Source organism: Blastococcus sp. CT_GayMR20, assembly GCF_004570345.1.
Map to the genome: position 1 here is coordinate 1 of NZ_SPQM01000096.1, position 18,936 is coordinate 18,936.

Here is an 18,936-nt window from a genome sequence, read left to right on the forward strand (position 1 = left end):
GCCGGTCGTCGCACAGCACCTGGGCGATCTCGCGGTGCGAGCCCTCCGACCAGACCGGCACCGTCCGAACCCAGTCCGGCGCGCCCTTGGACACGTTGCGCTGCATGAACGGCGGGGAGCCGGGCCGCACCCGTTGGACCGACAGCGGCCGGCCCGCCAGCAGCGGCACCATCCTGTCGGCCACCGCCTCCAGGTAGTCGACGAGGTCGCGCTTGGTCACGTCGAGACCGTCACCCAGCGGCGAGTCGAGGCTGGTCAGCCGGACGCCGTCCCGCTCCTCCTCCGCCGCCATGCCCCTGGACGCCATCTCCGTCCTCAGATCTCGTAGGTGGCGCCGCTGTGGACGAGCTCGGTCTCGGAGAAGACCGCGCTGGCGGCGAAGAGCTGCCCGATCTCGTCGACCCAGGCCGGGACGTGGGTGAGCAGCAGGCGGCCCACGCCGGCCGCCGCCGCGTGCTCGCCGGCCTCGCGCCCGGTCAGGTGCAGGCCGTCGGGCAGGCCCTGCCCGGGCGGGTGCGCCGCCTCGGCCAGCAGGACGTCGGCACCCCGGGCCAGCTCGATCACCGCCTCCGACGGGCCCGTGTCGCCGGTGTAGACCAGCGACCGCCCGCCGGCCGTGAGACGGATCGCGTAGCACTCGATCGGGTGCGCGGTGCGCGCCAGCGTCACCCCGAACGGGCCGAGGGTGAACGAGCCCGGCCCCACCGGCACGAAGTCGAAGACGTCGGTGATCCCGTCGCCGTCGTCGGAGTAGGCCAGCGAGAGCCGGCGCTCGGCCGCGACGGGCGCGTACAGCGGCACGTGCTTCTTGGTCGAGAGGCCCGAGTAGCGGTGCCAGACGACGAACGGTGCGACGTCGAGGCAGTGGTCGGCGTGCAGGTGGGACAGGAAGACCGCGTCGATGCTGCCGGGGTCGGCCACGGTCTGCAGCGCCCCGAAGGCCCCGCTCCCCAGGTCGACCACGAGCCGGAAGCCGTCGTGCTCGACGAGGTAGCAGGACGCCGCGGACCTCGGGCCGGGCGCGCTGCCGGAGCAGCCGACCACCGTGAGCCTCACGCGGCGCCCACGGTCTCGACGCGCAGGACCGACCCGACCTCGGGGCCGAGGAACCGCCGGCCGAGCCTTGCGAACGGCTCGGGATCGCCGGTGGCCAGGAACGCGTGCTGCGGGAGCGGTCCGTCCTCCTCGCGCAGGAGGTCGTCGTTGGTCAGCACCCGGTAGACGTCCTTCGCCGTCTCCTCGGCGCTGGACACGAGGGTCACCTCGTCGCCCAGCACCAGGGACAGCACGCCGGTCAGCATCGGGTAGTGGGTGCACCCGAGCACGACGGTGTCGACGCCGGCGACCAGCAGCGGGTCGAGGTAGGACTGCGCGAGGCCGAGCAGCTGACGGCCGCTGGTGACCCCGCGCTCGACGAAGTCGACGAAGCTCGGGCAGGCGGCGCTGGTGACCGTGATCTGCGGAGCGGCGGCGAAGGCGTCCTCGTAGGCGCCGCTGGTGACGGTGGCCTGGGTGCCGATGACGCCGACCCGGCCGTTGCGGGTCGCGACCGTGGCCCGGCGGACGGCGGGCAGCACGACCTCCACCACGGGGACGTCGTAGCGCTCGCGGGCGTCGCGCAGGGAGGCGGCGCTGGCGGAGTTGCAGGCGACGACGAGCATCTTCACGCCGCTGGCGACCAGGTCGTCCATCACGGCGAGGGAGTGCCGCCGGACCTCGGCGATCGGGAGGGGCCCGTAGGGGCCGTTGGCCGTGTCGCCGATGTAGCGGATCGCCTCGTGCGGCAGCTGGTCGAGCACCGCACGGGCCACCGTCAGCCCGCCGACCCCTGAGTCGAAGATGCCGATCGGTGCGTCTGCTCCGCGCCGCTGCGTCGTCCCCATGTCGCGCGCCAGGCTAGCCGCGCGCGTTCCGGTCGTGCAGCACCCGGTGGGGTGTCATGCCCAGAGCTGGCCCTCCAGCGAGGAGGTCGCCTCCTCGAGCGAGCCGGCGTAGGCGCCGGTCGAGAGGTACTTCCAGCCGCCGTCGCAGACGATGAAGACGATGTCGGCGTGCCGGCCGGCCGCGACCTCCTTGTCGGCGATGCCGAGCGCCGCGTGCAGGATCGCGCCGGTCGAGATGCCGGCGAAGATGCCCTCGCGCTCCACCAGCTGGCGGGTGCGGTGGATGGCGTCCTCCGGCCCCACGGAGAAGCGGGAGTCCAGCAGCGAGGGGTCGTAGAGCTCGGGGATGAAGCCCTCGTCGATGTTGCGCAGGCCGTAGACGAGCTCGCCGTAGCGCGGCTCGGCGGCGATGACCTGCACGCCCGGCTTGTGCTCGCGCAGGTAGCGCGAGACGCCCATGAGCGTTCCCGTCGTCCCCAGTCCGGCGACGAAATGGGTGATCGACGGCAGGTCGGCGAGGATCTCCGGACCGGTGCCGTCGTAGTGCGCCTGGGCGTTGGCCGGGTTGCCGTACTGGTACAGCATCACCCAGTCCTCGTGCTCTGCGGCGAGGCCCTTGGCGACGGCGACGGCCTGGTTGGAGCCTCCCGCGGCCGGCGAGAAGATGATCTGCGCGCCGAACATCTCCAGCAGCTGGCGCCGCTCGACGGAGGTGTTCTCCGGCATGACGCAGACCAGCTTGTAGCCCCGCTGCTTGGCGACCATGGCCAGCGAGATGCCGGTGTTGCCGCTCGTCGGCTCCAGGATCGTCGCCCCCGGGGACAGCGAGCCGTCCTTCTCCGCGGCCTCGATCATGGCGATCGCGGCGCGGTCCTTGATCGAGCCCGTCGGGTTGTGGTCCTCGAGCTTGGCCCACAGCCGGACGTCGGGGGTCGGCGAGAGCGACGGCAACCCGACCAGCGGGGTGCCGCCGAGCGAGTCGACGAGGGAGGCGAAGCGGGCCATCAGCGTGTCTCCGGAGGGGTCAGCCGCCGGCGACGGCGGGCAGGATCGTCACCGAGTCGCCGTCCTTGACCTCGGTGTCCAGCGCACCGGTGAAGCGCACGTCCTCGTCGTTGACGTAGACGTTGACGAAGCGGTGCAGCTTGCCCTCCTCGGTCACGAGGCGGTTCTTCAGACCGGGGTGCTTGCTGTCCAGGTCGTCGACGAGTGCGGCGAGCGTGCCGCCACTGCCCTCGACGGTCTTGTTGCCGCCGGTGTGCGTGCGCAGGATGGTCGGGATCCGGACCTCGATGGCCATGGCGTGCGGTTCTCCTCGGTACTTCGGGATGTCGGGGGACGCTGCGCCTGGCGCAGCAGTGGTGCATCTGTGCGGGCCAACGCCCGGCCGCCGTCCGGAATTCCGGCCGGCAGCGGCGCGCCCCGTCCAGGGGCCCGCGCCGAGCGTGCGAGGCGTGGGGGGGACGGGGTGTTTTTTCAGTCGTAGACGACCGTCGTCGGCGTGTGACCGAAGAGGTAGGACTCGACGATCTCGACCTCCTCCTCGCGCACCTCCCCGTCGACGATGCGGAAGCTGCGGAACTCGACCTCGTCGCCGGCCAGACCGGTCTGCTCCGCGTGGGAACGCGTGGAGACGAGGACGTAGTGGGCGTTCGGCTCCGACGCGTAGCTGATGTCGGTGCGCGACGGATACGCCTCGGTGGCTGTGTGCGAGTGGTAGATGACCACCGGTTCCTCGTCGCGGTCGTCCATCTCCCGGTAGAGCTTGAGGAGGTCGGCGGAGTCGAACTCGTAGAACGTCGGCGACCGCGCCGCGTTCAGCATGGGGATGAAGCGCTCGGGGCGGTCGCTGCCCTCCGGACCGGCCACGACGCCGCAGGCCTCGTCCGGGTGGTCCTCCCGGGCGTGGCCCACGATGGCGTCGTAGGTCGCGCGGTCGATGCGCAGCACGACCGCAGTCTAAGGCGCCGCCAGCGGCCCCCTGCAGGGTCCCGCCCCGAGGTTGCGAGGGGTGGGAGGCAGGGGGTCCCTCGTCCGATACGTTGCGTGACGTGCTGGTGAAGGTGCTCGTGGCCCTGGGAGTGGCGCTGCTGCCGCTCCCAGCGCTGGCCATGGGCGCCCGCGGACTGCTCAAGCGGCCCGGCTACGACCCCGACGAGCCGGCCGACCGCGCCGGCTACATCCTGATCGTCTCGCTGCGGGTGGTCGCGCTCCTGCTCGTCTTCGCGCTGTCCGCCGTCCTGCTGGTGTCGACCGTCGGCGCGGTCGTCAAGGACGTCGAGATGCACGGCATGGTCTACGTGCTGTTCGGCCTGGACGTGCTGCTCGCGCTGCTGATCCTGCTCAGCTTCGGCCGCCGCGACCGGCGACCAGTGCGTCGACGAGCGACCCCTGCACAGCGGTGAGCCAGTAGTAGACCGCGAGCTGCTGGTCCTCCTCGCCGGTCACCTCGTCGGGGGGCTCGGTGTCCTCGCTGATCTCCAGCCGGGTGCCCATGGCCAGGCGCAGGTCGTTGGTGGTGCGCAGCCAGGCCCCGGCCTGCTCCGCGTCGAGCCGCACCTCGCCGCCCTCGGGGGGCAGGGTGGCCCGGACCATCGCCAGGTCGTCGGCCTTCCCGCTGCGCAGCGACGCCTCGGTCAGGTCGCGGTAGTCGGCAGCCAGCTCGGGGTCGCCACGGTGTCCCTCGGGCAGCAGCCGGGCCATCACCGGGTCGCCGCCCACGTCGTCGGCGTCGGCGTCCAGCAACTGCTCCAGCTGGTCGAGGAGCAGGCCGACGATGCCGGCCTCGGCGGGGTCCAGCCGGGCGACGACGTCACCGCCGCGCGCAGCTCGAAAGGGCTTCACGCAACCTCCTCGCTAGCGCTCGTCGAACGCGTGAAGCCCAGGCGCTCTGTCATCGGGAGCTCGCACGCTCGCTCATGAGTCCTTCTGGTAGGTGGCCCACAGGCCGTAGGCGTGCAGGCGGCTCGTGTCGTGCTCCATCCGCTCGCGTGGCCCCGAGCTGACGATCGCCTTGCCCTCGTGGTGGACCTGCAGCATCAGCGTCGTCGCGGTCGGCTCGTCGTAGCCGAACAGCTCCTGCAGCACGAAGGTGACGTAGTTCATGAGGTTGACCGGGTCGTTCCAGACGATGGTCACCCAGGGCCGGTCCAGGTCGCCGTGTTCCTCGGTCGAGGATTCCGGCGTCCACGTGGGAGCGAGCGGTCCGGCCACGCGTTCCACCTTAGGACGCCGGTCAGCCGCCGTCGGCCCACCCGCCTACGCTCCCGTCCCATGCCGACCCCCGGACCGGCCTGCCCGGCACCCGCGCTGTTCACCGACCGCTACGAGCTGACGATGGTCGCCGCGGCGCTGGCCGACGGCACGGCCGACCGGGACTGCGTCTTCGAGGTGTTCGCCCGCCGCCTCCCCCACGGCCGCCGCTACGGCATCCTCGCGGGCACCGGCCGGCTCCTGGAGGAGCTGCCGCACTTCTGCTTCGGGGACGACGAGCTGACCGCCCTCCGCGAGCAGGGCATCACCGACCAGCGGCTGCTCGACTGGCTGGCCGACTTCCGGTTCGGCGGCGACATCGACGGTTACGCCGAGGGCGACCTCTACTTCCCCGGCTCGCCGGTGCTGACCGTCCGGGCCTCCTTCGCCGAGGGCGTGCTGCTGGAGACGCTCGCGCTCTCGGTCCTCAACCACGACAGCGCCATCGCCTCCGCGGCCGCCCGCATGATCGCCGCGGCCTGCGAGCGGCCGTGCATCGAGATGGGGTCGCGGCGCACCCACGAGGAGGCCGCGGTCGCCGCGGCGCGGGCCGCCCGCCTGGTCGGTTTCGCCTCCAGCTCGAACCTCGAGGCGGGCCGGCGCTACGGCGTCCCGACCACCGGCACCAGCGCGCACGCGTTCACGCTGCTGCACGACGACGAGCGGTCGGCCTTCCAGGCGCAGGTCGACACGCTGGGCCCGGGGACGACGCTGCTCGTCGACACCTACGACGTCGACCAGGGGATCCGGACCGCGGTCGAGGTCGCCGGTCCCGGGCTCGGCGGCATCCGCCTGGACTCCGGCGACCTGCCGACGCTCGCCACGCACGCCCGCGAGCTGCTCGACTCCCTCGGGGCCACGAGGACGCGCATCGTGGTGACCAGCGACCTGGACGAGTACGCCATCTCGGGCCTGATGGCGGCCCCGGTCGACCGTTACGGCGTGGGCACCTCGCTGGTCACCGGCTCGGGCGCACCGACGGTCGGAATGGTCTACAAGCTGGTCGAGCGCGACGGCGTCCCGGTGGCCAAGAAGTCCAAGGACAAGGTGTCGGTCGGTGGCCGCAAGCACGCCGTCCGCCGGCACGACGCTGACGGCATGGCCCTGGCCGAGGTGGTGAGCAGCCGGCCCATCACCGCTCGGGACGGCGACCGCGACCTCGTCGTCCCCCTGGTGCGGGGTGGGGAGGTCTGCTCCCCCCGGACGCCGGCCGAGGCCCTGGAGGAGGCCCGCCTCCACCACGAGCGGGCCCGCGCCGCCCTGCCGGCCGAGGCGTGGGCACTCTCGCGCGGGGAACCGGCGTTGGAGACGGTGGACGCCTAGCTGGGAGGGCAGCAGCGATGACCCGAGCACTCATCGTCGTGGACGTGCAGAACGACTTCTGCGAGGGCGGCAGCCTGGCCGTCCCCGGCGGCGCGGCCGTGGCGGCGGCGATCACCGGGCACATCCCGGCCGCCGGGTACGACCACGTCGTCGCCACCCGCGACCACCACATCGAACCGGGCGGGCACTTCGCCGAGCACCCGGACTTCCTGGAGACCTGGCCGGCGCACTGCGTGGTCGGGACGGGCGGGGTGGAGCTGCACGAGGCACTGGACCGCGAGCCGCTGGAGGCCGTCTTCGACAAGGGCGAGTACGCCGCCGCCTACTCCGGCTTCGAGGGTGCCGCGGACGGCGTCCCGCTGGCGGACTGGCTGGGGGAGCGCGGCGTGGACGCGGTCGACCTCGTCGGCATCGCGACCGATCACTGCGTGCGCGCCACCGCCCTGGACGCGGTCGGCAACGGCTTCGCCACCCGCGTCCTGCTGCACCTGACCGCCGGTGTCAGCGAGGGGACGACGGACGCGGCCCTGGAGCAGCTGCGCAGGGCCGGCGTCGCGCTGGAGGGCGAGGTGCACCGCCCCTGAGCTCACGGGACGGCGTCGAGGACCTCGTCCCTCGTGAAGCCCAGCACCTGGAGCACGGCGTCCAGGTAGGGCTGGTTGAGCGCGGTGTGCGCCTGCTCCCGCACGAAGGGCTTGGCGTTGAACGCGATGCCGAGGCCGGCGGTGTTGAGCATGTCGAGGTCGTTGGCGCCGTCGCCGACCGCCACCGTCTGCTCCAGCGGGATCCCGTACTGCTCGGCGAAGCGGGCCAGCGCCCGGGCCTTCCCCGGCCGGTCGACGATCTCCCCCACCAGGCCGCCGGTGAGCCTGCCGTCGACGACCTCGAGGGTGTTGGCGGCGGCGAAGTCCAGCCCGAGGGTCTCGGCGAGCGGGTCGGTGATCTGGGTGAATCCGCCGCTGACGATGCCGCACCGGAAGCCGAGCCGCTGCAGGGTGCGGATCAGGGTGCGCGCCCCCGGCGTCAGGACCAGCGCCTCCCGCACCTCGTCGAGCACCTCCACGGGCAGCCCCTCGAGGACGGCGACCCGCGCGCGCAGCGACTCGGCGAAGTCCAGCTCGCCGTTCATGGCTGCCGCGGTGATCCGCGCGACCTCGGCCGCCCGCCCGGCCCGGGCCGCGAGCTCGTCGATGACCTCGCCGCGGACGAGCGTCGAGTCCACGTCCAGCACGATCAGCCGCTTGCTACGGCGGGCCAGGCCGACCTGCTCCACGGCGATGTCGGCCCCGGTCGCCGCGGCGACGGCGGCGAGCGCAGTGCGCAGCTCGGTCGCCTCCGCGCCGGAGACGGTGAGCTCGAAGCTGGTGACCGGGTAGTCCGAGAGCCGCCGGATCGCATCGATGTTGCCGCCGATCCCGGCGATGGCCGTTGCCGCCCCCGCGACGGCGTCCGGCGGGACGGGGCGGCCCAGGACGATCACGTGGTGCGGCCGGCCGGTGGCGGAGGGCGCCGGCTCCGGACCCGATGCCGACTCCACCGCGACGTCGACGCCGGTGGCTGCCGCGACGTCGGCGGCCAGGCCGGAGAGGTGCTTGAGCAGCGCCGCCTCCTCCGCACCGGGATCGAGGGCCGCGACGACGACGCCCAGCACGAGGTGGCCGTGGACGACGACCTGCTCGACGTCGAGGACCTCCACAGCCGGGGCGCCGTCCGCCGGATCGGCGAGCGCGGAGAACAGCCGGGCCGTGACCCCGGGCCGGTCCGCGCCGGAGACGGTGAGCAGCGCCCGCGCGGGAAGCGCTGCGGGGGCCGCCAGGGGGCGGGGGGTCGGATCGAGCGGTGAAAGGACCCCCTTCCCCCCACCCCTCGCACGCTCGGGGCGGGGCCCTGAAGGGGGCCGTTCCACGTCGCCTCGGCCTCCGGTCGAGTCGATCAGGTCGGGTCGGGGTCGTTCGGGCCCTGGCGCGGGCCCGTCCCGTCCACCAGCTCGCTCGCGTACGGCGCGTGCCGCTTGCCCGAGTGCGCCTCGTCCTGCAGCCGCTGGAGCATGTGCGGGTAGTGCGCCTCGAACGCGGGCCGCTCCGAGCGGATCTTCGGGATCTCGGTGAAGTTGTGCCGCGGCGGCGGCGACGACGTCGCCCACTCCAGCGAGTTGCCGTGACCCCACGGGTCGTCGCGCAGGGCCAGCTGCCCGTACTTCCACGACTTCACGACGTTGTAGAGGAACGGGATCGTCGAGGCGCCCAGGATGAAGGACCCGATGGTCGAGATCGTGTTCAGGGTGGTGAACGTGTCGGTCGGCAGGTAGTCCACGTACCGGCGGGGCATGCCCTCGTTGCCCAGCCAGTGCTGCACGAGGAACGTGGCGTGGAAGCCGACGAACGTCATCCAGAAGTGCAGCTTGCCGATCCGCTCGTCCATCATCCGGCCGCACATCTTCGGGAACCAGAAGTAGATGCCGGCGTAGGCGGCGAACACGACGGTGCCGAAGACGACGTAGTGGAAGTGCGCGACGACGAAGTAGCTGTCGCTGACGTGCCAGTCCAGCGGCGGGCTGGCCAGCAGGACGCCGGTCAGACCCCCGAGGAGGAAGGTGACCATGAAGCCGATCGACCACAGCATCGGCGTCTCGAAGGTCAGCTGCCCCCGCCACATGCTGCCGATCCAGTTGAAGAACTTGATGCCGGTCGGCACGGCGATCAGGTAGGTCAGGAACGCGAAGAAGGGCAGGAGCACGGCGCCGGTCGCGTACATGTGGTGGGCCCACACCGCGAGGGAGAGCGCGCCGATCGCCAGCGTCGCGAAGACCATCCCCTTGTAGCCGAACAGCGGCTTGCGGCTGAAGACCGGGATGATCTCGGTGATGATGCCGAAGAACGGCAGCGCGATGATGTAGACCTCGGGGTGCCCGAAGAACCAGAACAGGTGCTGCCACAGCATCGGCCCGCCGTTCTCGTCGGAGTAGACGAGAGCGCCGAGGTTGCGGTCGGCCAGCAGCCCGAACAGGGCCGCGGTCAGGATCGGGAACGCCAGCAGGATCAGGACGCTGGTGACGAGCGCGTTCCAGGTGAAGATCGGCATCCGGAACAGCGTCATGCCGGGCGCGCGGAGGCACACGATCGTGGCGATGAAGTTGACGCCACCGAGGATCGTGCCCAGACCACCTACCGCCAGGCCGGCGATCCAGAGGTTCCCACCGGCACCCGGGGAGTTCGTGACGTCCGAGAGCGGCGTGTAGGCGGTCCAGCCGAAGTCGGCCGCGCCACCGGGTGTCAGGAAACCCGACATCGCGATGAGGCCACCGAAGAGGAACAGCCAGTACGAGAAGGCGTTCAGCCGCGGGAACGCCACGTCGGGAGCGCCGATCTGCAGCGGCATGATCAGGTTCGCGAACGCGAAGAACAGCGGCGTCGCGAACAGCAGCAGCATCACGGTGCCGTGCATCGTGAACAGCTGGTTGTACTGCTCCGGCGACAGGAACTGCAGCCCCGGCCTCGCCAGCTCGCCGCGCATCAGCATGGCCATCAGCCCACCCGCGATGAAGAACGCGAACGAGGTGACCAGGTACATCAGGCCGATGGTCTTGTGGTCGGTGGTCCGCAGCAGGTTCGACAGCCGCGAGCCCTTCTCGACCACGCGGGCCGGGCTCGGCCGGCTCACGATGGGCGCAGGCGCAATCGTCACGCCCGGGAGCTTAGACGAGGCTCCGCCGGCACCTCGGGCGGACAGGTCAGGCGCGCCGACGGCCCGCGTCCTGCCTGGCCGGAGCCGCCTCAGCCGGCGGGGCGGTAGGTGCCGATGTCGACGGAGACCGTTACACCCACCGGCTCGGGAAGGGCGGCGAGGGACGACGCCAGCGCCGCTGGGTCGAGGTGCCGGGCGTGCGGCCCCATGCCGACCAGCGTGGCGACCGCCGCCCGGTCCAGCCGGAGCTCCTGGCGGAAGGCGGACGATCCGACCGGCACCAGGTGCGGCTCGAGTGTCCCCGCGAGCCGGGTGGCCTTGTCGGGGTCGACGCGCAGCAGGCCCAGCGGCCCGACGATCTCGGCCAGGTGATCGGACGCCGGGGTGACGACGACGAGCCGCCCGCCCGGGGCGAGCACGCGGGCGATCTCCGGCCCGTTGCGCGGCGCGAAGACGACGAGCACCCGGTCGACGGCCGCCTCGGCGACGGGCAGCCCCGCCCAGGTGTCCGCGACGACGGAGACCGCGCGGGGGTGCGCCCGCGCGGCGCGGCGGGCGGCGTAGCGGGAGGAGTCGAGGACGACGCCCACCGCGTCGGGCAGCCGGTCCAGCGCGCCGGCGAGGTGGTGGCCGGTGCCGCCCCCGAGGTCGAGCAGCGTCGTCCCGTCCACGGCGTCCGCGATCGCGCCGGTGAGCCCGGCGTAGTGGCCGGCCTCGAGGAAGGAGACCCGGTCGGCGACCATCTCCGCCGAATCGCCGGACGGCGGCCGGTGGCCGGGCGGCAGCAGGCTGATGTGCCCCTGCCGGGCGCGGTCGAAGAGGTGCCCGCCGGCGCAGCGGAGGGCGGACGCGTCGGCCACCGGTGCGAGCGCCGCGGCACACACGGGGCAGGCGAGCAGGGCCACCGCCCGGTGGTCGAGCGGAGGGCGGGTGCTCACGTCCGCGGAGGGACCGCGTGGAAGGTGACGTCCGTGAGTTCGCCGTCCGCCGCGGTCGCGGTCACGTACGTGCCGTGCGGCTGCCGGCGCCGGTCGGTCGGCGACCCCGGGTTGATCAGCCGCAGACCGGTCGGCGCCGTCGTGTCCCAGGGGATGTGGCTGTGCCCGAACACGAGGATGTCGGTGTCGGGATAGCGGGCGGCGCAGCGCAGCTCGCGCCCCTTCGCGTCGCCGGTCTCGTGGACGACGGCGAACCGGATGCCCTCGATCTCGGCGTGCGCGACCTCCGGCAGCCGTCGGCGGAAGGGCCCGTGGTCGTTGTTGCCGTAGACCGCCACGAGCCGGCGCGACCGCTCCTCGAACCGGTCCAGCAGGGCGATGTCCACCCAGTCGCCGGCGTGGATCACGACGTCGGCGTCGTCGATCGCGGCCCACAGGGAATGAGGTAGGTCACGCGCCCGCTTCGGGACGTGCGTGTCCGAGGTGAACACCAGCGAAACAGGCACGACGACATGGTTGCAGGCCGATACGTTCTGCCCGGCCGGCGATCCGGCCCATCCGTTCGAACCCTGAGGACGCTCCGTGACCGACCCCTCCCCCATGACGGCTGACGCCGGCGGGACGACCCCTGCCGAGGAGCCCTACGAGAAGCGCTGGCTGGCGCTCGCCGTCATCGCCGTGACCGTCCTGCTGGTGATCCTGGACGCGACGATCGTCAACATCGCCCTACCGGCCGTCTCCGCCGACCTCGGTATCGACGCGGCGAGCCAGCAGTGGATCGTCACCGCCTACACGCTGACCTTCGGCGGCCTCCTCCTGCTCGGGGGCCGCATCGCCGACTTCTGGGGCCGCAAGCGCACCTACCTGGTCGGTGCCGGCGGGTTCGCCGTGGCCTCCGCGCTCGGTGGGCTCGCCCAGAACGAGGCGATGCTGTTCGCCGCCCGCGCCCTCCAGGGTGCCTTCGGGGCACTGCTCGCCCCCGCCTCGCTCGCGCTGCTGACCGTCCTCTTCACCGACACCAGGGAGCGGGCGAAGGCCTTCGCCGTCTACGGCGCCATCGCCGGTGGCGGGTCGGCCGTCGGCCTCCTGCTCGGAGGCGTGCTGACCGAGTACGCCGACTGGCGCTGGTGCTTCTGGGTCAACCTGCCCGTCGCGATCTTCGCCATCCTCGCCGCCATCCCGATCGTGCCGGAGAGCAAGGCGCCCGGTGACACGAGCTACGACATCCCCGGCGCCGTGCTGATCACCCTGGGACTGGCCTCCGTCGTCTACGGGTTCACGCGGGTCGCCATGGAAGCGCAGGAGAACGCACAGCCCGGCGGCAGCGGGGAGAGCGGCTGGACCGAGCCGCTGGCCCTGCTGTTCATCGGTGGCGGGCTGCTGCTGGTCGCCGCCTTCGTCGTCCTCGAGCTGCGGACCAGGAACCCGCTGCTGCCGATGCGCATCGTGCTGGACCGCAACCGGGGTGGCGCCTACCTGACGTCGACCTTCGTCGGCGCCGGCCTGATCGGTGCCTTCTTCTTCCTCAGCCTCTACTTCCAGCAGGTGCTCGGGTACAAGCCGGTGGAGGCGGGCTTCGCCTCGCTGCCCACCACGCTGGGTGTGCTCATCTCGGCCGGCCTTGCCAGCGCCCTGGTGCCAAAGGTCGGTCCACGGCCGGTCATGGTGGTCGGCGGGCTGCTGGCCGCCGGCGGGCTGTTCCTCATGTCCTTCCTCGACATCGACACCGGGTTCTGGGAACTGGCCTTCCCCGGCCAGCTGCTGCTGGGCCTCGGCCTCGGCTTCACGTTCGTGCCGTTGTCGAACCTGGCGCTCGTGGGGGCCGGCGTGCACGACGCGGGGGCCGCGAGCGCCATGCTCAACGCGACGCAGCAGGTCGGCGCCTCGATCGGCACGGCCCTGCTGGCCACCCTGTCGGTGGGCGCGATCACCGACTACTTCACCGACGCCGCCATGTCGGGGCGCGACCCGGCCACCGATTCGCTGGTCGGGCTCGAGGCGCAGGTGGCCGGCTACACCACGGCCTTCACCTGGGCGGCGGCGCTGCTCGTCGTCGGCGCGCTGGTCTCCGCGGTCCTGATCAAGGCAACCAAGGAGGACCTGCCGACCGACGCGGTCGTGCACGCCGGCTGACGATCAGGTGACCTGATCGTCAGGGGTCCTGGCTCACCGTCGACAGTGAGCCAGGACCCCGTCAGCTGAGCCAGGACGAGCGCTGCCGCGGTTCAGCCCTTGTCGGCCATGGCCCGGAGGCGGGCGTTGTAGGCCTCGAGCTCGGCGTCACCGGTCCGGTCGGCGGCGCGGTCCAGCGCCTTGGCCCGCCGGCCGTCCGAGCTCGCCCACGAGAAGAAGACGACGGCGAGCACGAGGACCGTCGGCAGCTCGCCGAACGCCCACACGATCCCGCCGGCCACACCCTGGTCGGCGATGGGGTCGATGCCCCACTCCGCCGGTGGGTCGGCGAACGTGTCGACCACCAGCGAGCCGGCCATCATGATCGCCACGCCGAAGAACGCGTGGAACGGCACCGGCAGGAAGAGCTCGAGCATCCGGCCGGGGTGACTGAGCGTCCGCGGCCACGGGTCCTGCGCCACGATCGGGCCGAAGAACAGCAGCCCGGTGACCACGAAGTGCGCCAGCATGACCTGGTGCCCGATGGCGTTGCCCATCAGCGCGTCGAACAGCGGCGTGAAGTAGACGCCGTAGAGGCTGGCGATGAACAGCGGCACGGTGAAGAGCGGGTGCGAGACGAACCGCGCGAACCGGCTGTGCAGCGCCTCCAGCAGCAGCGCCCGCGGCGCGCCGGCCGCTCCCCGGCCGCGCGGGAGCGTGCGCAGCGCGAGGGTCACCGGCGCGGCCAGGAGCAGCAGCAGCGGCGTGATCAGCGACAGCACCATGTGCTGGGTCATGTGGACGCTGAACAGCACCATGCTGTAGCCGTTGAGCCACGTGCCGGTGACGGCGAACAGCGAGCCGGTCCCGCCGATCCACGCCAGCGTCCGCCACCAGGGCCAGCGCACGCCCGTTCGCCGGAGCGTGACGACGGCGGCGAGGTAGATCAGCAGGCCCAGGACGCTGAGCACCGCGAGGGCGGACTCCGGCCCCAGGTGGGGCAGGAACATCCGCCCCCAGGACGGCGGCTCCCCCGGCACCCACATGCCCGAGTGGTGCCCGTGCTCCACCGATGCCTCCGCTCCTGAACTGGTCCGTGCCTGCACCACTGTCCCACCGGCGGCCCCGCCCCGGGTCCCACCCTGAGCCTGCGAAGGGTGGGGAGGACGGGGTCCTCTTTCAGTCGTGGACCGGCGACTCGTGGCCCGCGTGCGCCGCGGCCTCGATCTGGAACGTGCAGTGCTCCATGTCGAAGTGCTCGCCGAGGCACTCGCACAGGGAGTCGAGGACACGGCCGCCGTGACCGGCCGCGAGGGCCTCGTCGGTGACCACGACGTGCGCCGACAGCACCGGCAGCCCGGAGGTGATGGTCCACGCGTGCAGGTCGTGGACGCCGATCACGCCGTCCACCTCGAGGATGTGGGTGCGCACGTCGTCGAGGTCGACACCCTTCGGCGCCGCCTCGAGGAGGACGTCGAGCGCCTCGCGGAGCAGGTGCCACGCCCGCGGCAGGACCAGGAAGCCGATGACCACCGAGGCGAGGATGTCGGCCGGGGTCCAGCCGGTGAGGAGGATGACGAGCGCGGCGACGATGACGGCGACGGAGCCCAGGGCGTCGGCGAGGACCTCCAGGTAGGCGCCCCGCACGTTCAGCGACTCCCGCCGTCCCTGGTGCAGGACCGCCAGCGACACCAGGTTCACCACCAGGCCCACCCCGGCGATGCCCAGCATCAGACCGGACGCGATCTCCGGCGGGTCACCGATCCGGCGGACGGCCTCGACCAGGACGTAGCCGGCCACGACGAGCAGCAGCAGACCGTTCGCCACTGCCGCGAGGATCTCGACCCGCTGCCAGCCGAACGTGCGTCGGCCTCGAGCCGGGCGCTGGGCCAGCGTGACGGCCCCCAGGGCGAGCGCGATCCCGGCTGCGTCGGTGGCCATGTGCCCGGCGTCGGCCAGCAGGGCGAGGGAGCCGGAGACGATCGCCCCGACGACCTCGGCGACCAGGACGGCGAGGGTGAGCCCGAGGACGACGATCAGGCGGCGGCGGTGACCACCGGCAGCGGTCACCGGCGCATGGGTGTGCCCGTGTCCCATGCCCCGCCTCCCTGCCGGTCCGCCGTCCTCAGAAGTGTGCCCCACGCGGCCGACGCCCCCCGCCGGATCTCCGGCGAGGGGCGTCGAGTGGCGCGCGGACTCAGATGGCGACGCCACGCTCCCGCAGCCACGGGAGGGGGTCGATCTTCTGACCGTTGAGACCGCCGACGTGCACCTCGAAGTGGAGGTGCGGCCCGGTGGACTGACCGCGGTTGCCCAGCAGCGCGATCGTCTCGCCGGCGCGGACGACCTGGCCCGCCTGGACCAGGATCGAGTCCATGTGGCCGTAGACGGTGACGTCGCCGTTCTCGTGCTGGATGTAGACGGCGAGCCCGAAACCGCTGGCCGGGCCGGCTTCGAGCACGACCCCGTCCATGGCGGCGTACTCGGGCGTCCGCATGGGCGCGGCGAGGTCGATGCCGGCGTGGAGCGTTCCCCACCGGGCGCCGAAGCCGCTGGTCAGCCGGGCACCGTCGACGGGCAGCACGGCCTTCGGGCGGGCCGCCTCGGCCGCGGCGGCCACTGCCGCCTGATCGGCCGCGACCTGCGCCTGCACCGCGGCCTCCTGCTCGGCCTCGCGGACGTTGCGGCTGACCGCGAGCTCGCCGAGGCGCTGGGTCGCGTCGATCGCGGTGATCTCCTCGGCCGGAGCCGCCTCGATGCCGAGCGCCTCGGCCACGCTCACCGAGTGGCTCACGGTGGACGTGGCCTGCGCGGCGGGGTCACCGGTGGAGAACGCGCTCACGCTGAGGGCGCCGACCATCGCGGCGGCCAGGTAGAGCCCGGGACGGCGACCGAGCAGCGGCGGCCGACGGCGGAGGAAGCCGGAACGGACGTCGTCCGCCGGGTGCGTCATGATCTCGGCCGCGGTGTCCGTCGCGGCGGGCACCACGACGTCCTCGACGGCCAGCTCGACCGGCGGTGAGGGGCGCTTGAAGGGCGTCGGCCGCGAGGCGACCGGCTCGGCTGCCACCGCCGTGGGGGCAACGGGCTCGGCGACGGGCTTCGCGGCCGCAGGCTTCGCCGCCGCGACCTTCGCGGCCGGCTTGGTGGTCGTCTTCGCGGCCGGCTTCGGCTTGGTCGTGGCTGCCGGGGTGGCCGCCGACTTCACGGCGGCAGGTTTCGCGGCCGGAGTCTTGGCGGCAGGAGTCCTCGCGGCCGCGGGCTTGGCGGCCGCGGGCTTGGCCGCCGCGGGCTTGGCCGCCGCGGGCTTGGCGGAGGCGGGCGCCGCGGTCGCGGGCTTCGCGCTGGTCCGGCCGGTCACCTTGGCGGCGGCAGCGGTCTTCGCGCCGGTGACGGCACGGGCGGTCGCCGCCTTCGCCGTCGCCGCTTTCGCCGTCGCGGCCTTGACGGTGGCTGCCTTGGCGGTCGCGGCCTTCGCCGACGCCGCCTTCCCGGTGGCAGTGCCGGCGGCCCGCGCACGGGCGGCGATCGTGCCGGCGGCAGCAGCCGCGGCCTTGCCGCCGGCGGTGCGCCGGGTCCGGGATGCGGGGGTCGCCCCGCCGGTGGTCTGGGCGGACCCGGTGCGCTGCGACTTCCCCTGCCGCTGCGACGGGACCGTGCTCGTGGCCTTCTCCCCGGCCGGCTTCCGCGAGGTTCCGCGGGCGGTGGTGAGGGTCGAACCGGTCCCCTGCACGGGCTCGGATCCCTCGGCGAGGAGGCGGTCGTGGTGGAGCGAACTCATGCACCTGACTTCCGTTGGCGGGCAATGCACAGCGGCTCCCGGGGAGAGGAGCGGGGCCCATGTAAACACGCCGTGACCGTTTCGTGATGTGGGACCAGGGGAATAGGGCCCTGCTTCTGTGCCGTGGACCACAAAGATTCAAGGATGTGGTTCCACGTTCTGCTCAATTGATGTCACGCTCAGTGAGGGGCGCGCCGTTACAGCTTGAAAGTCGCGCGATCCACGTCACGACGGGGCAGAAGGACCCTTGAAGGGGCCGAGTCGCGGCCCTATCGAGGGAGATTCCGACATGCGCGCAGTCACCTGGCACGGCCGAGCCGACGTACGTGTGGACACCGTCCCGGACCCCGTGATCCAGGAGCCGACCGATGTCGTCATCGAGGTGACGTCGTCCGGGATCTGCGGTTCCGACCTCCACCTGATCGAGGTGATGGCGCCGTTCATGACCGTCGGCGACGTGATGGGCCACGAGCCGATGGGGATCGTCCGGGAGGTCGGCTCCGAGGTGACGGCGGTCAAGGCCGGCGACCGCGTCGTCGTCCCCTTCAACATCTCCTGCGGCACCTGCTGGACCTGTTCGCAGGGCCTGCAGTCGCAGTGCGAGACCACCCAGAACCGGGAGAAGGGCTTCGGCGCCTCCCTGTTCGGTTACACGAAGCTCTACGGCCAGGTGCCGGGGGGCCAGGCCGAGTACCTGCGCGTCCCGTTCGGCAACACCCTGCCGATCAAGGTCCCCGAGGGTCCCGCCGACGACCGCTTCGTCTACCTCTCCGACGTCCTTCCGACGGCCTGGCAGGCGGTGCAGTACGCCGGCATCCCGAAGGACGGCAGCGTGCTCGTCCTGGGCCTGGGCCCCATCGGTGACATGGCCGCCCGCATCGCCCTGCACCTCGGCGCGAAGCAGGTGTTCGGCGCCGACGTCGTCCCCGAGCGGCTCGCGCGTGCGCGCGCCCGCGGTGTGACGGTCATCGACTCCACCAAGCAGGAGGACGTCGTCTCCGCCGTCCGCGATGCCACCGACGGCCGCGGGCCGGACGCGGTGATCGACGCGGTCGGGATGGAGGCCCACGGCTCTCCCCTGGCGTCCCTCGCGCAGAAGGCGACCGCGGTGGTGCCGGACGCGATCATGGAGAAGGTCATGCAGGTGGCCGGCGTCGACCGGCTGGCCGCGTTGAACACCGCGATCGAGGCCGTGCGCCGCGGCGGCACCATCTCGCTGTCCGGTGTCTACGGCGGGGCGACCGACCCGCTGCCGCTGATGCGCATGTTCGACAAGCAGATCCAGCTGCGCATGGGGCAGGCCAACGTCTGGCGCTGGGTGCCCGACATCCTCCCGCTGCTCACCGACGAGGACCCGCTCGGCGTGGACGGCTTCGCCACCCACCACGTCCCCCTCAGCGATGCACCCGAGGCCTACATGAACTTCCGCGAGAAGAAGGAGGGGACCGTCAAGGTCCTGCTCAAGCCCTGACCGCCGGACGGCGGGTGCCCGCGCACCCGCCGTGCGCCCGTCCCCTGTGAGCAGACCCACGTCCGCGGTGGGGCATGGCTGCCCCGCGGCACACCTTGCTCCTGGGGAGAGTTCTTCCTGCCCGGCCCACCTGAGGACGACGACGTCCGCCGGCCGTTCCTGCCCGCGACCCCGCGTCCCCTGGAGTTCCTGCTCGTGCCTCGCGCCCTGCTCGCCCTCGCCATCGGCGCCTTCGGCATCGGCACCACCGAGTTCGTCGTCATGGGCATGCTGCCCGAGATCGCCGACGACCTCGGGGTGTCGGTGTCGGCGGTCGGCATCCTCATCTCGGCGTACGCGATCGGCGTCGTGATCGGCGCGCCGACGCTGACCGCCCTCGGGCTGCGCTTCACGCCCCGCCAGACGCTGATCGCCCTGATGGTCGTGTTCGTCGTGGGCAACGCCCTGGCGGCGTTCGCCCCCACGTACGGCACCCTCGCCGCCGCCCGGGTG

At 72.4% G+C, this 18,936-nt stretch carries 20 protein-coding genes and 1 pseudogene; 6 read left to right on the forward strand and 15 right to left on the reverse strand.

Annotated features, from left to right (window positions below; all coding sequences use genetic code 11):
• The 6 genes and pseudogenes from E4P40_RS18970 to E4P40_RS18995 all read right to left on the reverse strand — a co-directional run.
• Positions 1-307 (reverse strand): annotated as a pseudogene (locus E4P40_RS18970) (ATP-dependent DNA ligase); the annotation flags it as partial.
• An 8-nt stretch (positions 308-315) separates the two neighbouring features.
• Positions 316-1,056, reverse strand: coding sequence for an MBL fold metallo-hydrolase (locus E4P40_RS18975; RefSeq protein ID WP_135160062.1), 741 nt, complete (start codon positions 1,054-1,056; stop codon positions 316-318).
• Entirely contained in the window at positions 1,053-1,883 is an 831-nt protein-coding gene (gene murI, locus E4P40_RS18980) for a glutamate racemase (protein ID WP_135160063.1), read from the reverse strand. Before murI ends, E4P40_RS18975 begins: the two co-directional genes overlap by 4 nt.
• A 54-nt stretch (positions 1,884-1,937) precedes the next feature.
• Entirely contained in the window at positions 1,938-2,888 is a 951-nt protein-coding gene (locus tag E4P40_RS18985) for a cysteine synthase (protein WP_135160064.1), read from the reverse strand.
• A 19-nt stretch (positions 2,889-2,907) separates the two neighbouring features.
• On the reverse strand, positions 2,908-3,183 hold the full coding sequence (locus E4P40_RS18990; RefSeq protein WP_135160065.1) for a MoaD/ThiS family protein: 276 nt from the start codon (positions 3,181-3,183) through the stop codon (positions 2,908-2,910).
• 176 nt (positions 3,184-3,359) lie between these two features.
• Positions 3,360-3,833 carry a M67 family metallopeptidase gene (locus E4P40_RS18995; RefSeq protein ID WP_135160066.1) on the reverse strand — a complete coding sequence of 158 codons (474 nt, stop codon included), beginning with the start codon at positions 3,831-3,833 and terminating at the stop codon, positions 3,360-3,362.
• Positions 3,834-3,934: 101 nt separating this feature from the next.
• Between E4P40_RS18995 and E4P40_RS19000 the strand changes: the two genes are divergently transcribed.
• Positions 3,935-4,288, forward strand: a complete 354-nt coding sequence (locus tag E4P40_RS19000) for a hypothetical protein (protein ID WP_135160067.1) — start codon at positions 3,935-3,937, stop codon at positions 4,286-4,288.
• Here E4P40_RS19000 and E4P40_RS19005 read toward each other — a convergent pair.
• The gene (locus tag E4P40_RS19005; RefSeq protein WP_135160068.1) at positions 4,227-4,727 is read right to left on the reverse strand and encodes a DUF2017 family protein; all 501 of its coding nucleotides are present in this window, start codon (positions 4,725-4,727) and stop codon (positions 4,227-4,229) included. The genes E4P40_RS19000 and E4P40_RS19005 overlap by 62 nt on opposite strands.
• Before the next feature lie 72 nt (positions 4,728-4,799).
• A complete protein-coding gene (clpS, locus tag E4P40_RS19010; protein ID WP_135160069.1) occupies positions 4,800-5,096 on the reverse strand; it encodes an ATP-dependent Clp protease adapter ClpS in 297 nt (98 codons plus the stop codon).
• 60 nt (positions 5,097-5,156) lie between these two features.
• Between clpS and E4P40_RS19015 the strand changes: the two genes are divergently transcribed.
• Together E4P40_RS19015 and E4P40_RS19020 are read left to right on the forward strand one after the other, a co-directional pair.
• A complete protein-coding gene (locus tag E4P40_RS19015; protein ID WP_135160070.1) occupies positions 5,157-6,458 on the forward strand; it encodes a nicotinate phosphoribosyltransferase in 1,302 nt (433 codons plus the stop codon).
• A gap of 17 nt (positions 6,459-6,475) precedes the next feature.
• On the forward strand, positions 6,476-7,042 hold the full coding sequence (locus E4P40_RS19020; protein ID WP_135160071.1) for an isochorismatase family protein: 567 nt from the start codon (positions 6,476-6,478) through the stop codon (positions 7,040-7,042).
• Positions 7,043-7,044: 2 nt separating this feature from the next.
• Here E4P40_RS19020 and serB read toward each other — a convergent pair whose 3' ends face one another.
• The 4 genes from serB to E4P40_RS19040 all read right to left on the reverse strand — a co-directional run bounded on the left by serB (position 7,045) and on the right by E4P40_RS19040 (position 11,586).
• A complete protein-coding gene (serB, locus tag E4P40_RS19025) occupies positions 7,045-8,364 on the reverse strand; it encodes a phosphoserine phosphatase SerB (protein WP_135160072.1) in 1,320 nt (439 codons plus the stop codon).
• A 26-nt stretch (positions 8,365-8,390) separates the two neighbouring features.
• Complete coding sequence (gene ctaD, locus E4P40_RS19030; protein WP_135160073.1) at positions 8,391-10,142, reverse strand: cytochrome c oxidase subunit I; 1,752 nt, start codon at positions 10,140-10,142, stop codon at positions 8,391-8,393.
• Positions 10,143-10,231: 89 nt separating this feature from the next.
• Complete coding sequence (locus E4P40_RS19035; RefSeq protein ID WP_135160074.1) at positions 10,232-11,080, reverse strand: putative RNA methyltransferase; 849 nt, start codon at positions 11,078-11,080, stop codon at positions 10,232-10,234.
• Positions 11,077-11,586, reverse strand: coding sequence for a YfcE family phosphodiesterase (locus E4P40_RS19040; protein WP_209305415.1), 510 nt, complete (start codon positions 11,584-11,586; stop codon positions 11,077-11,079). The genes E4P40_RS19035 and E4P40_RS19040 overlap by 4 nt, the downstream gene beginning before the upstream one ends.
• Before the next feature lie 76 nt (positions 11,587-11,662).
• Between E4P40_RS19040 and E4P40_RS19045 the strand changes: the two genes are divergently transcribed.
• Positions 11,663-13,213, forward strand: a complete 1,551-nt coding sequence (locus E4P40_RS19045) for an MFS transporter (RefSeq protein WP_135160076.1) — start codon at positions 11,663-11,665, stop codon at positions 13,211-13,213.
• Positions 13,214-13,305: 92 nt separating this feature from the next.
• Here E4P40_RS19045 and E4P40_RS19050 read toward each other — a convergent pair whose 3' ends face one another.
• From E4P40_RS19050 to E4P40_RS29055, 3 genes are all read right to left on the reverse strand, one after another.
• The gene (locus E4P40_RS19050; protein WP_245160437.1) at positions 13,306-14,262 is read right to left on the reverse strand and encodes a cytochrome c oxidase assembly protein; all 957 of its coding nucleotides are present in this window, start codon (positions 14,260-14,262) and stop codon (positions 13,306-13,308) included.
• A gap of 109 nt (positions 14,263-14,371) precedes the next feature.
• Positions 14,372-15,289: a cation diffusion facilitator family transporter gene (locus E4P40_RS19055; protein ID WP_135160077.1), complete on the reverse strand. Its 918-nt coding sequence runs from the start codon at positions 15,287-15,289 to the stop codon at positions 14,372-14,374.
• 100 nt (positions 15,290-15,389) lie between these two features.
• Positions 15,390-16,973 (reverse strand): M23 family metallopeptidase, encoded by a 1,584-nt coding sequence (locus E4P40_RS29055; RefSeq protein WP_245160438.1) that lies wholly within the window; start codon positions 16,971-16,973, stop codon positions 15,390-15,392.
• A gap of 289 nt (positions 16,974-17,262) precedes the next feature.
• On the opposite strand from E4P40_RS29055, the gene E4P40_RS19070 reads away from it, so the two are divergent.
• Both E4P40_RS19070 and E4P40_RS19075 read left to right on the forward strand, forming a co-directional pair.
• Positions 17,263-18,444, forward strand: coding sequence for a zinc-dependent alcohol dehydrogenase (locus tag E4P40_RS19070; RefSeq protein ID WP_135160078.1), 1,182 nt, complete (start codon positions 17,263-17,265; stop codon positions 18,442-18,444).
• A 195-nt stretch (positions 18,445-18,639) separates the two neighbouring features.
• Positions 18,640-18,936 (forward strand): MFS transporter (locus tag E4P40_RS19075; RefSeq protein ID WP_135160079.1); only part of this gene is annotated, 297 nt, incomplete at its 3' end.

Bases quoted from the DNA above. Each gene is read 5' to 3' on its own strand.
- E4P40_RS18985 (WP_135160064.1), bottom strand. From the start codon at position 2,888: ATGGCCCGCTTCGCCTCCCTCGTCGACTCGCTCGGCGGCACCCCGCTG.
- E4P40_RS18990 (WP_135160065.1), bottom strand. From the start codon at position 3,183: ATGGCCATCGAGGTCCGGATCCCGACCATCCTGCGCACGCACACCGGC.
- E4P40_RS19015 (WP_135160070.1), top strand. From the start codon at position 5,157: ATGCCGACCCCCGGACCGGCCTGCCCGGCACCCGCGCTGTTCACCGAC.
- murI (WP_135160063.1), bottom strand. From the start codon at position 1,883: ATGGGGACGACGCAGCGGCGCGGAGCAGACGCACCGATCGGCATCTTC.
- E4P40_RS19020 (WP_135160071.1), top strand. From the start codon at position 6,476: ATGACCCGAGCACTCATCGTCGTGGACGTGCAGAACGACTTCTGCGAG.
- E4P40_RS19055 (WP_135160077.1), bottom strand. From the start codon at position 15,289: ATGGGACACGGGCACACCCATGCGCCGGTGACCGCTGCCGGTGGTCAC.
- E4P40_RS19070 (WP_135160078.1), top strand. From the start codon at position 17,263: ATGCGCGCAGTCACCTGGCACGGCCGAGCCGACGTACGTGTGGACACC.
- E4P40_RS29055 (WP_245160438.1), bottom strand. From the start codon at position 16,973: ATGAGTTCGCTCCACCACGACCGCCTCCTCGCCGAGGGATCCGAGCCC.